Source organism: Devosia riboflavina (assembly GCF_000743575.1).
Taxonomy (GTDB): domain Bacteria; phylum Pseudomonadota; class Alphaproteobacteria; order Rhizobiales; family Devosiaceae; genus Devosia; species Devosia riboflavina.
The window spans coordinates 1-12,097 of the sequence record NZ_JQGC01000040.1; the positions used below are offsets into that span (position 1 = coordinate 1).

A 12,097-nucleotide genomic window follows, 5' to 3' on the forward strand; every position below is an offset into this window, starting at 1 on the left:
CAGCGGCCTCGCCGCCCTCGGCTGCGACTTCGCCTTCCTGCTCGCGACGGTTGCGACGGCCACCACGACGGCCACGACGACGGCGGCGACGGGTTTCGCCGTCGGCATCAGCAGTCACTGCGTCCTCGCCTTCGGCCTCGCCGGCCTCGTCGGCGCCTTCCTCGTCACCAGCTTCGGCATCGCTCTCGCGCGCCTGAACCGGTGCCCGGTCCTCGCCGCGCTCGCCATTGCCACCACCGCGACGGCGACGGCGACGGCGACGACGGCCGCTACCTTCACCTTCGCCGCCATTGTCCTGGCGGGCTTCGGTGGCTTCTTCTTCGATCTCTTCTTCCTCGACCACTTCCTCGTCGATCTCTTCGATCACGGCGCTGTCGACGCGCACATGGCTCGCGGCGCGTTGGTCGACATAGGAGGAGACGCGGGCCTCACCCTTTTCGATCGAGAACTGGTGACCGGTCAGCTTGCTGTCGGCCGTAATGGTGATCGAGAGCGCATTGCGCGCTTCGAGTGCAGTCAGCGTATCGCGCTTGTAGTTGAGCACATAGAGCGCCACGTCGGTCGGCACGCGCACATTGATCGACTGGCCCTGCTTGCGCAGCACATGATCTTCCACATGGCGCATGATCATCAGCGCCAGGCTCTCGGTCGAACGCACGAGACCGGTGCCGTCGCAGATCGGGCACTTGTGGGTCGAGCTTTCGACAACGCCGAAGCGGATACGCTGGCGGCTCATTTCCATGAGGCCAAAGTGCGAAATACGGCCCACCTGGATGCGGGCGCGATCGTCCTTCAGCGCGTCCTTGAGACGGCGCTCGACGGCACGATTGGAGCGGTTCTCCATCATGTCGATGAAGTCGATCACGATCAGGCCCGCAAGGTCACGCAGGCGCAACTGGCGCGCCACTTCGTCCGCGGCTTCCAGATTGGTCTGAAGCGCCGTGTCCTCGATATTGTGCTCCTTGGTGGAGCGGCCCGAGTTCACGTCGATCGAAACCAGCGCTTCGGTCGGGTTGATGACGATATAGCCGCCGGAGGGCAGGGTGACGACCGGCGAGAACATCTGGTCGAGCTGGGACTCGATACCATACTTGGAGAACAACGGCTGCTCTTCGCCATATGGCTTCACGTTCTTGGCGTGGGACGGCATGATCATCTTCATGAAGTCCTTGGCTTCGCGATAAGCCGCGTCGCCCGCCACCAACACTTCGTCGATGTCCTTGTTATAGAGGTCGCGAATGGTCCGCTTGATCAGCGATCCCTCTTCGTAAACGAGGCAGGGCGCCTGGCTCTGCAGCGTCAGCGTGCGCACGCTTTCCCACAGGCGCATCAGATATTCGAAATCGCGCTTCACTTCGGCCTTGGTGCGCGTCGCGCCTGCCGTGCGCAGGATAACGCCCATGCCCTGCGGCACTTCCAGGTCCGAGGTGATTTCCTTCAGCCGCTTGCGATCCGCAGCGTTGGTAATCTTGCGCGAAATGCCGCCGCCACGAGCGGTGTTCGGCATCAGCACCGAATAGCGACCGGCAAGCGACAGATAAGTGGTGAGAGCCGCGCCCTTGTTGCCGCGCTCTTCCTTGACCACCTGCACCAGCATCACCTGCCGACGCTTGATCACTTCCTGGATCTTGTACTGGTGACGGCGCTGCTGGCTGCGCTGGCGACGCTCCGGCACTTCCTCAAGCGCATCCGCCCCGCCGATCGACTCGACGGGTTCGGTATTGGCCGGAGCCTGCTCGATATGGCTGTCTTCCTCGGTTTCCTGAGGATCGGCCTCTGCGTCGGTTTCTGCTACGCCTTCCGGCACCGAGACGGTTTCTTCCGTCTCTTCGTGGTGCTCTTCCTCGTGCTCTTCATCGCGCAGCAGCGCTTCGCGGTCGGCTACGGGGATCTGGTAGTAGTCCGGGTGGATTTCGCTGAAAGCGAGAAACCCGTGGCGATTGCCGCCATATTCGACGAAGGCCGCCTGCAGCGACGGCTCGACGCGCGTCACCTTGGCGAGGAAGATATTTCCCCGCAACTGGCGGCGGGACGCCGATTCAAAGTCGAATTCTTCCAGCCGGTTACCGGCCGTAACGACAATCCGTGTTTCTTCCGGGTGGATGGCATCCACCAGCATTCTCTTGGTTGCCATAATTTACTCCGCGCACCCGCGCGCCAAAGGGCGTCAGCCGGCGAACCGGAGAACCTGGCTCGGCGCGTTGCGGGGCGAATGTGTTGAAAATAATCGGGCGCGAACCTCTCACGTTCTGCGCACCGGCAAATCTGGTCATGGCCGGGAGAAAGGGCGAAGCAAAACGGCAATCGTTCGTTTCGATCGCGTCGCGCTTTGTCCGCCTGCGGGCCATATGACCTCTTCCTATTGGATGGCTGGCCCCGAAGGCCCGCCACCGTCCGATCCCTGTGAAGGACCGAAATTCGTTTACGAAGGCGCTGAAAATCGCCGCTTTCATTCCGGGCAGGTGCTTGTGTGGCACTCTAGCCGGCCGGGGTCCGCAGCGGCGCGAAGAGGAAATTTGTGCCTCTCGCTGGCGCCCGCGAAACTCCTGCGCCTTCATATAAGCGTGTATGGCGGTTGCGCCAGATTGGCAACAGGAAAGTCTAAATGTGAGGAATATCGGGCTTTTTGCCCTGTGCCATTCTTTGCGCCCTGTTGCAAATCATCGCATAAGCCGAAAATGCCGCAGAATCGCCCGAAGGGCATGTGACACGGTTTCGCCATACGCATGGGGCCCGACCAGTTTTGAATTTTCGCGTCATCCGCTCGCTCGTCCTCGGGCTCTTTCTGGCTTTTGCGCCGGCCCCTACGCTCCACGCGCAGGAAGCCGCGCCCGCTGCCGTGCCTGTTGGCCTCCCCAATGTCATCGACGTGCGCGTCACCGTGGGCGAAGACCGGGCTCGCCTCGTCATCGATCTCGCCTCCAAGACCGAATTCTCCTTCGTTTCGCTCTCCGAGCCCAACCGCCTAGCCATCGACGTCCGCGCCGGCACTTTTTCCGTGCCCGAGCCCAGCGGCGCGCCTGCCGAAACAACGCTGATCGAATCCTACCTCGTCGAGCAGGCCGCCTCCGACCGCGTCCGCACCACTCTGACGCTGGCCGCGACTGCCCAGGTGCAGCAGGCCTATGTGCTCGATCCGTTCGAAGACCAGCCCGCCCGCCTCGTCGTCGACATCATTCCCGCCGATGCCGAAACCTTCGCCGCCAATGTCGAGCGCGACAAGGAAACCTCGGCAGCGGTTGCCGTAACGACGGCCGAATCCACCCCCGCCGGTGGCTCCGAACTCCCCATTGCCACCCGCCCGCTCGTCGTCATCGATCCCGGCCATGGCGGCATCGATAGCGGTGCCGAAGCCCCCAATGGCATCAGGGAAAAGGACATAGTCCTCGCCTTCTCCCTCCGCCTCCAGGAGCTTCTGGTCGAATCCGGCCGCTTCGATGTTGCCCTGACACGCGAAGACGACACCTATCTTCGCCTCGAAGAGCGCGTCGATCTCGCCCGCACCAACAAGGCCGATATCTTCCTCTCCATTCACGCCGACAGTTTTCAGCAGCCCGAAATCCGCGGCGCCAGCGTCTATACGCGCGACGAAAACGCCACCGACGTGCTCGACAAGGTGCTTGCCGACACCGAGAACAAGTCCGACGTTATCGCCGGCTTCGCCATGCCGCAAATGGCCCCCGAGGTCGTGGATATCCTCCTCGACCTGATGCGCCGCGAAATGCGCAAGCAGTCCTATGTCGCCGCCCAATCCATCGTGCACCAGCTCGAACCCAGCGTCGCCCTCCGCCGCTTCCCCGTGCGCCAAGCCGATTTCTTCGTGTTGCAAGCCCCCGACGTGCCCTCCGTGCTCATCGAACTGGGCTTCCTCTCCAATCTCGACGACATCACCAACCTGACCCAGTCCGATTGGCAGAACCGCACCGCCGAGGCCATCGCGCGCGGCATTTCCACCTATTTCGACAGCGTCGAAGCCGAGCCCTAAGCAAAGTGATTCAGCGCCCGCGCCCGCTCTGCTATTGTTGAAAATGCCGGGAGAGTCTCGGCGACAACCATGTGGATGTATCCACCCCCACGGTGTCATTCCCGCGAAAGCGGGAACCCCTGTTTGGGAACTGAGGTCCCCGCTTTCGCGGGGATGACACGGTGAAAACTACAACGACGGTGGCCGCCGAACGTAACTGGCGTCCGTGGAGTATCTGATCGCATGTTTCGTCTACTCGGCTGGCTATTCGGTTTCGGCATGTTCGTGGCGCTCGGCGGCGTCGCCGCTGCCGCCGTATACCTCGCCACCGTTTCCGCCCAATTGCCCGACTATACCGTCCTCAAGGACTATCAGCCGCCCGTCACCACCCGCGTTCACGCGGCCGACGGCACCCTGCTCGCCGAATATGCCCGCGAGCGCCGCCTGTTCCAGCCGATCGAAACGGTCCCGCCGCTCCTCGTCCACGCCTTCCTCTCCGCGGAAGACAAGGACTTCTACTCCCACAACGGCATCGCCATCGACGGCATCGTCCGCGCCCTGCGCGACAATCTCCTCGCCCGCATGGATGGCAATAGCTCCATCCAGGGCGGCGGCTCCAGCATCACCCAGCAGGTCGCCAAGAACTTCCTGCTCACCTCCGAGCAGACCTGGGATCGAAAGATCCAGGAAGCGATCCTCGCCATCCGCATCGAGTCGACCTTCTCCAAGGACAAGATCCTCGAGCTCTACCTCAACGAAATCTTCCTCGGCCTCAATTCCTACGGCGTCGCCGCCGCGGCCCTCAATTATTTCGACAAGGCGCTTTACCAGCTCACGCTCCCCGAAGCTGCCTATATCGCGGCGCTCCCCAAGGGTCCGAACAACTACCATCCCTTCCGCCGCCCGCAGGCCGCTATCGAGCGCCGCAACTGGGTGATCGACCGCATGGTCGAAAACGGCTACGCGACCCCCGAGGAAGCCGCCGCCGCCAAGGAAGAACCGCTCAACGTCATCCCGCGCGCCTCCGGCAGCCAGGTCTACGCCGCCGAATATTTCACCGAGGATGTCCGCCGCGAATTGGCCAAGCTCTACGGCGAAGACCAGCTCTATGGCGGCGGCCTCTCCGTCCGCACCACCCTTGAGCCGCGCCTGCAGGAATATGCCCGCCGCGCCCTCATGGATGGCCTCATCGAATACGACCATACCCGCGGTTTCCGCGGTCCCGTCGCCAGCATCGAGCTGGGCGATGATTGGGGTCTCGATGTGGCCAAGATCAAGCCGCTTAGCGACGTGCCCGAATGGCAGCTCGCCGTCGTGCTCTCCGTCTCCGGCAACGAAGCCCATATCGGCCTCCGCCCCGAAAACGACGTCGATGGTGCCTCGAGCCCCGAACGGGTCGAAGGCACACTCTCCGGCCCCGAAATCCGCTGGATTTCCAAGCGCGTCGAAGACATCGTCAAGGTCGGCGATGTCGTCTACGTCTCCCCGGTCGCCGGCAAGGAGGGCATCTACACCCTCGAACAGGTGCCCGAGGTGGAAGGCTCGCTCGTCGCCATGGACCCGCGCACCGGCCGTGTCCTCGCCATGGTGGGCGGCTTCTCTTTTGCCGAATCCGAGTTCAACCGCGCGACCCAGGCCCTGCGCCAGCCCGGCTCCTCCTTCAAGCCGATCGTCTACGCCGCCGCCCTCGACAACGGCTATACCCCGGCCTCTGTCGTCCTCGACGCTCCGGTCGAAATCCGCAATGGCGACGGCTCCGTCTGGCGTCCGGAAAACTACGCTCAGGAATTCTACGGCCCACAAACTCTCCGCCGTGGCATCGAGCGCAGCCGAAACGTCATGACCGTGCGCCTCGCGAGGGATATCGGCATGCCGCTCATCGCCGAATATGCCCGCATGTTCGGCATTTACGACGACATGCAGCCCGTTCTCGCCATGTCCCTCGGCGCCGGCGAAACCACCAATATGCGCATGACCTCGGCCTATGCGACCATCGCCAATGGCGGCCGCAAGATCGTGCCGACCCTGATCGACCGCATCCAGGACCGCTACGGCAATACCGTCTACCGCCACGACGAGCGCATCTGTGAAGGGTGCTCCGCCGAGGACTGGCACGGGCAGGGCGAACCCCGCATCATCGACAACCGCCCCCAGGTTCTCGATCCGATGACGGCCTACCAGATCACTTCCATGCTCGAAGGCGTCGTCCAGCGCGGCACCGGCACCGCCGCCCGCGCCCTCAACCGCCCCGTGGCCGGCAAGACCGGCACCACCAATGACTACAAGGATGCCTGGTTCGTCGGCTTCACCTCCGAGCTGGCCGTCGGCATCTATGTCGGCTACGACCAGCCGCGCTCCATGGGCTCGGCCTCGACCGGCGGCGGCATGTCCGTGCCCATCTTCACCAATTTCATGGCCAAGGCCATGGCCGGCAAGCCGCCGACGCCGTTCAACACGCCCGCCGGCATGACCACGGCCTGGATCAACCCGAGCACCGGCGTGCAGGCTTACGATGGCGAAGCGGGCATCCAGGAGGCCTTCAAGCCCGGTACCGGCCCGAACCTGATGACCTCAGTCATCGGCGTCGACGTCCAGGGCTATGACGCGGCCATGCGCCAGATGCAGATGCAGCAGCAATATGGCGGGGCCGTCGTCACCCAGCCGAGCAGCAATGGCCAGTTCCTCGACCCAAGCCTGGGCGTGCCACAAAGCCTGTCGAGCAACTAGATCGGACAGTCCCTTCGTCGTGATTTGCACCCGCCGCAGCGAATGCCCATCTTGAAGCCATGACCACGAGACGCTTGCCCCTCGCCATCCTCTTTGCCGCCTGCACCATCGTGCCGGCCGCTGCCGCATGCCCCGCGCCGATGGCCGGCGACACCGCGGCAGCCATCGAAGCCAACCAGCAAAGGCTGGTCTGCCTCCAGCAGGAGCTCTCGCGGAAGAGCGAGGAATATCAGTACAAGGTCGAGATCAACGCCATCGAGCGCAAGATCGACGACATCCAGCTCCAGCGCCGCTTCGACTCGCTGAACTTCCCCAGGCCGGTCACACCCGTTTTCTAGGCAAAGCCACGCGCTTTGCTAAACCTCTGATGCGCCTTGTAAAGGAAGCCTTCACACTAGGCTTGCCTTTCCCTTTTCATCCTCTGCCTCACCCCTATGGTGCGGCCGTTGATTTAGAAAGAGGGGGCGTATTTTGCGTTCATTGATATATTTCGGCCTTTTGGCCAGCCTGATTGCCACCCCGGCATTTGCCCAGGATCTCGCCGGGTTTCCCGAAGAGGTAGAAGTCGAAGCGCTGACCCCAGGCGCCGCAGCCGGCCCCGTCCTCGGCGAACACCGTCTCGTGCTGACCTTCGAGCCCAGCAATATCCGCGAGATCGGCCTCGTCCGCGCCAAGTTCGAGAAAGATGGCCTCTTCGCCGACGTCCTCGATGAATTGGCCGACCAGATTGCCCTGCCGGTCGATGTCCCGGTCACCTTTACCGATTGCGGCTACTCGAACGCCTATTGGAACCCCAGCGAGCAGAGCATCACCTTCTGCTACGAGCTGGTCGCCGACTACAACCAGAGCTACGAATATCTTGAGGGCCAGGACGGCGAGTTCTTCCGCTGGGCCGATCAGGAAACCGTTCTCAGTGGCACCACCCTTTTTGTGCTCCTCCACGAACTCGGCCATGGCCTGACGGCGCTCTATGATCTGCCGATCACCGGCCGCGAGGAAGACGCGGTCGACCAGTTCGCGGCCCTGACCCTGATCGGCGCCGACGAGGAAGACGACGCCTTCGAGGATCGCCCCTCCCGCATCGCTCTCCTCGGCGCCTATTTCTTCAAGCAGCTTTCCTTCGCGCCCGAAGAGATCTCGCGCTCGATCCTCGCCAACGAACACAGCCTCGGCCAGCAGCGCTACTACGATGTCATGTGCCTGGTACTTGGGTCCGACATGGATACCTACGCACCCATCCTGACCCCTGGCATGGTCATGGTCTTCGAAACCATCGACAAGAACCCGGACGCCTTCAACGATGATAAGGTCATGGACTGGCTCAAGAAGACCGACGCCCTCAACATCCTCCCCTCGGCCCGCGCCCTGCGCTGCCCACAGGAATTCGCGCGCTACGACGCGAGTTGGGACTACATCGTCGATACCTTCATGACGGTGCAGGCGGACTAGGCCTCGCTCGCAAATCCTGGCGCGTCAGCCTCGCGCCAGGACAATGCGTCCATCGGACACCCAATAAATAGCGGCCAGCGTCAGAGGGTGAGCCTGGGACTACAACAGCCAAGTGGCACGCCCAGAAAAGCGCGGCGGCAGCAACAATGTTGGGAAACTGGTGCCCCCCGCCGGACTCGAACCGGCACGCCTCGCGGCGGAGGATTTTGAGTCCTCTGCGTCTACCATTCCGCCAGAGGGGCACGGGCACGGTTCCTAGCCTAGAGCGGTGCGGCTGGCAACCGTCTCGGCACGTTTATCCAGCGACCAGCAATCGCACGGTGTAAACCGTGGCAACACCGATCGCCATGGCCGCAAAGAGATTTTTCGAGAGGATGAACACGGCCGCCGTCGCTGCCGCAGCAATAGCCTCGACGACACCCCCGGTCACCACAGCCGGCGCCACCAGGGCGGCCAGCACCGCGCCGGGAATATGCCGCAGCCAGGCGGCCGCAAAGCCGTCGCGGGGCAGGCGGTCCGCCAGGAGGAAACCGCTGGCCTTGACGGCCATGGTCACTATGGCCATGCCGAGAATAGCCGCAACGGCCTCAGGACTTGTGAGCATTTTTCCGCGTCTCCAGATAGGCGCCGACCAGGCTGCCGACCACCCCACCCACCAGAATGTGCCAGCTACCTTCGACAAGGCGCGACGTCAGAATCGCCGCCAGCGCCGCCACGAGCCAGGGCACGAGATCGCCGCGCCCCTTCCACATGCCCAGCAGCAGCGCCAGAAACGTGGCCGTGAAGGCGAAATCGAGCCCCCAGCGCGAGGGGTCGTCTATGGCCGAGCCGAGCCCATAGCCGACGAGATTGGTGGACATCCAGGCGATCCAGGCCAGCGCCCCGCCGCCCATCAGGAAGGCGACCGAACCCTTTCCGCGCGCCATGGCGGCCACCGTCATGGCCCAGTTTTCATCAGTCACGAGATACATGCTGAGCGCACCGCCCAGGAGCCCCTTTGCCGGATAAAGCGGCCGCAGCGTCGCCGTCAGCAACAGATACCGCAGGTTGACGATCAGCGCCGCCAGCACCAGCGCACCGATCGGCAGCGCGGCCGGCGTCGCGGTCCAGAGATCGAGCGCCACGAATTGCGCCGAGCCGGCAAAAACCAGCGCGCTCATCATGATTACTTCGAGAAGGCTCAGTCCGGCGCCCCGCGCCAGCACACCCCAGACCAGGCCATAGGCCGCGACCGAAATGGCGACGGGAACGCAGGCCCTCGCGCCTGCAAGAAACTGATCCATCCGGGAATCGGGGCTGGCTGCAATGTCTGTCATGGCCGATTCTCTAGCACAGCCAGGGGGCAGGGGAGCGATGACAAGTCCTGATGGCTCCCATCGCCATCTTTGATCGCAAGCCCCTCATCGCGGCGTTGACGCTCTTCCCGCCGCGGCGTAGACAACCTCCCTGTCATTGCCAAGCCTCCAGCGCCCGTCCAGCCGGCACCTCTTTTTCGAGGTGTGAATTGGTCCCTCCGGCGTCCTGAACTTTTTTTCAGCTTCTGCCGGTCCGGGGCCTGCCGCCGTGACGACAGCGTTATGACTCGTTTCTCTGGAGCGTTCTCATGGACCCCCATTCCACCCGCCCCCTCTGGCAGCGGTTCGCCTTCTTTCTGCTTCCCCTCATGGCCTCGAATATCCTTCAGGCCCTCTCGGGAACGGTCAATTCCATCTATGTCGGCCAGATGATCGGCGTCGAAGCACTTGCGGCAACTGCCACCTTCTTCCCGATCATGTTCTTCCTGATGAGCTTTATCATCGGCCTCTCCGCCGGCTCGACCATCCTGATCGGCCAGGCCTGGGGCGCCAAGAATATCGACAAGGTCAAGCAGGTTGCCGGCACCACGCTAGCGACCACGATCGTGCTCGGCCTCATCGTCTCCATCGTCGGCGGCATCTGGACCGAACAGATCCTCACGGTTCTGGGCGCCCCCGAAAACATCCTCGGCATGTCGGTCGGCTATGCGCGCATCGTGCTCATCGGCATGCCCGGCTTCTTCCTGTTCCTGGTCGTTACCTCGGTCCTGCGCGGTGTGGGCGATACGGTCACGCCCTTGATGTCGCTTATTCTCTCCATGGTGGTGAGCCTGCTCGTCACGCCCGCCCTCATTCAGGGCTGGTTCGGCCTGCCGCAATTGGGTGTCAACGCCGCCGCCGTGGCCATGATCTCCGGCTTCCTCACGGTGCTGATCTTCCTCTTCGTCTATATGCGCGTGCGCAATATGCCGCTGGCGCCGGACGGGGTGCTGCTCGGCGCCATGATCCGCCCGGATTTCAAGCTCCTCGGCCTCATCCTCAAGCTCGGCATTCCGGCCGGCCTGCAAATGGTCATTTCGTCCATCGCCGGCATCGTGGTGGTTGGCCTCGTCAACCGCTTCGGCTCCGACGCCACGGCCGCCTATGGCGCGCTGGGGCAGGTTATGAGCTATGTGCAGTTCCCGGCCATGTCGATCGGCATCGCGGCCTCGATCTTCGCCGCCCAGGCCATCGGCGCGCGAAAGTCCGAACAGCTCGGCGCCATCACCCGCACTGCCCTGATGCTCAACCTGATCATCACCGGCGGCCTGATCGTCCTGGCCTATCTCTTCAGCCAGCACGTCGTGGCCCTGTTCATCACCGATCCCGCGGTGATCGAACTGACCGAAACGCTGCTGCATGTCGTGCTGTGGAGCCTGCTCTGCTTCGGCTGGAGCGTGGTCTTCTCCGGCATCATGCGCGCCAGCGGCACCGTCTATGCGCCGATGATCCTCTCTCTGGCCTGCATTCTTCTCATCGAACTGCCGGGCGCCATCTGGCTCAGCCAGACCAGCCTCGGCCTGACCGGCATCTGGGTCGCCTATGCGACGAGCTTCACCTGCATGATGTTCCTGCAGGCGGCCTGGTATCAGTTCGTCTGGAAGAAAAAGAAGATCGTCGCCCTGGTCTAAAGCGGTTTGGGCAAGGCGGCCGGGCCCAACCGGCTGTCACCCCGGCGCAGGCCGGGGCCCATCCTGAAATCTCGAGATAGGCCCCGGCCTTCGCCGGGGTGACAATCGAGTTTACGTGGATGGCCGTGGGGGCGGTTTCAGCTCTCCCCCCAAAAGGACAGGGCGCCATTGGCGCCCTTTTTCTATTTCTCACCCAGCCGCATGACCAGTGCGCGCTTGCCGCCCGGGGCAAACACGTCGATATCGATGCTGACCGGCTCTTGCACCATGCGTCGCGTCCGCGCCGAGAGGGTGAGTACCACGTTCATCAGGTCGCCCACCGAGCGCCGCTGCTTGGGCATTAGGCGTTCCGTCATGCCCGACAGCGCCTTGTTGCGCGCGGTCATGTCAGGCGAGGCGAGGGGGGAGCGGCCGATGAAATTGGCCAGTTCCACCAGGGAATTGCGTTCGCTCATTGGGCTACTCCAAACACAGGCACCAAACTGCTTACACAAGAGGCGGCAGGCAAAAGACCCGTCGCACTCGCTATCCGTTGGGCGTCAGCCCTGCATCGCCAGGCACGCCATATTGGCGTCCTTGAGGCGGTTGCACATAGCCGTCGCATCGTCGCGGTCACCAAAACCGACGAAGCGGGCACGATAGAAAACCTGGCCGTTCTTTTCGAAGCGCTCGACATAGGAGCGGAAGTCGCCGAGACCCCCGACCTTGCCGGCCGCATCGGAAAGCATCGTGCGGGCGCTGTCCTCAGAGGGGCCAGCGCCGATCTGCACAATCCAGGCGCCATTGACGAGACCAGCCGTATCGACGGTGCCGCTGGTCATGAGGTCGATCGGCTGCTCTGCCGCGGGCATGGGAGCCGGAGCAGCGCCACCACCGACATTGCCGGGGGGCTCCAGCGGCGCCGAAGCGCGGGTCGAGCCAAGCGCAGCCGGCGGCGCACCGAGATTATAGGTATCGCTCAGCCAGGCGCCGATAATGTCCTGGCTGGGGTA

The 12,097-nt window shown here is 63.3% G+C and carries 10 protein-coding genes and 1 tRNA gene; 5 read left to right on the plus strand and 6 right to left on the minus strand.

The window, feature by feature from the left end:
- A partial coding sequence (locus JP75_RS24220) for an Rne/Rng family ribonuclease (protein WP_035087674.1) occupies positions 1-2,134 on the minus strand: 2,134 nt, incomplete at its 3' end.
- A 609-nt stretch (positions 2,135-2,743) separates the two neighbouring features.
- Between JP75_RS24220 and JP75_RS24225 the strand changes: the two genes are divergently transcribed.
- The 4 genes from JP75_RS24225 (at position 2,744) to JP75_RS24240 (ending at position 8,140) form a co-directional block, all read left to right on the plus strand.
- Positions 2,744-3,985: an N-acetylmuramoyl-L-alanine amidase gene (locus JP75_RS24225; RefSeq protein ID WP_051961343.1), complete on the plus strand. Its 1,242-nt coding sequence runs from the start codon at positions 2,744-2,746 to the stop codon at positions 3,983-3,985.
- A gap of 222 nt (positions 3,986-4,207) precedes the next feature.
- Positions 4,208-6,691 (plus strand): penicillin-binding protein 1A, encoded by a 2,484-nt coding sequence (locus tag JP75_RS24230; RefSeq protein ID WP_084587914.1) that lies wholly within the window; start codon positions 4,208-4,210, stop codon positions 6,689-6,691.
- Between the two features lie 59 nt (positions 6,692-6,750).
- Positions 6,751-7,029 carry a hypothetical protein gene (locus JP75_RS24235; RefSeq protein WP_035087666.1) on the plus strand — a complete coding sequence of 93 codons (279 nt, stop codon included), beginning with the start codon at positions 6,751-6,753 and terminating at the stop codon, positions 7,027-7,029.
- A 133-nt stretch (positions 7,030-7,162) separates the two neighbouring features.
- The gene (locus JP75_RS24240) at positions 7,163-8,140 is read left to right on the plus strand and encodes a DUF4344 domain-containing metallopeptidase (RefSeq protein ID WP_160194778.1); all 978 of its coding nucleotides are present in this window, start codon (positions 7,163-7,165) and stop codon (positions 8,138-8,140) included.
- Positions 8,141-8,298: 158 nt separating this feature from the next.
- On the opposite strand, the gene JP75_RS24245 is transcribed toward JP75_RS24240, so the two are convergent.
- From JP75_RS24245 to JP75_RS24255, 3 genes are all read right to left on the minus strand, one after another.
- Positions 8,299-8,382 (minus strand) — tRNA-Leu (locus tag JP75_RS24245).
- 53 nt (positions 8,383-8,435) lie between these two features.
- Entirely contained in the window at positions 8,436-8,744 is a 309-nt protein-coding gene (locus tag JP75_RS24250) for an AzlD domain-containing protein (protein ID WP_035087670.1), read from the minus strand.
- Positions 8,728-9,456: an AzlC family ABC transporter permease gene (locus JP75_RS24255; RefSeq protein ID WP_051961345.1), complete on the minus strand. Its 729-nt coding sequence runs from the start codon at positions 9,454-9,456 to the stop codon at positions 8,728-8,730. The genes JP75_RS24250 and JP75_RS24255 overlap by 17 nt, the downstream gene beginning before the upstream one ends.
- Positions 9,457-9,743: 287 nt before the next feature.
- Between JP75_RS24255 and JP75_RS24260 the strand changes: the two genes are divergently transcribed.
- Positions 9,744-11,105: an MATE family efflux transporter gene (locus tag JP75_RS24260; protein ID WP_035087671.1), complete on the plus strand. Its 1,362-nt coding sequence runs from the start codon at positions 9,744-9,746 to the stop codon at positions 11,103-11,105.
- Between the two features lie 182 nt (positions 11,106-11,287).
- Here JP75_RS24260 and JP75_RS24265 read toward each other — a convergent pair whose 3' ends face one another.
- Both JP75_RS24265 and JP75_RS24270 read right to left on the minus strand, forming a co-directional pair.
- Positions 11,288-11,560, minus strand: a complete 273-nt coding sequence (locus JP75_RS24265) for a hypothetical protein (RefSeq protein ID WP_035087672.1) — start codon at positions 11,558-11,560, stop codon at positions 11,288-11,290.
- Between the two features lie 84 nt (positions 11,561-11,644).
- Positions 11,645-12,097 (minus strand): SPOR domain-containing protein (locus tag JP75_RS24270; RefSeq protein ID WP_035087673.1); only part of this gene is annotated, 453 nt, incomplete at its 5' end.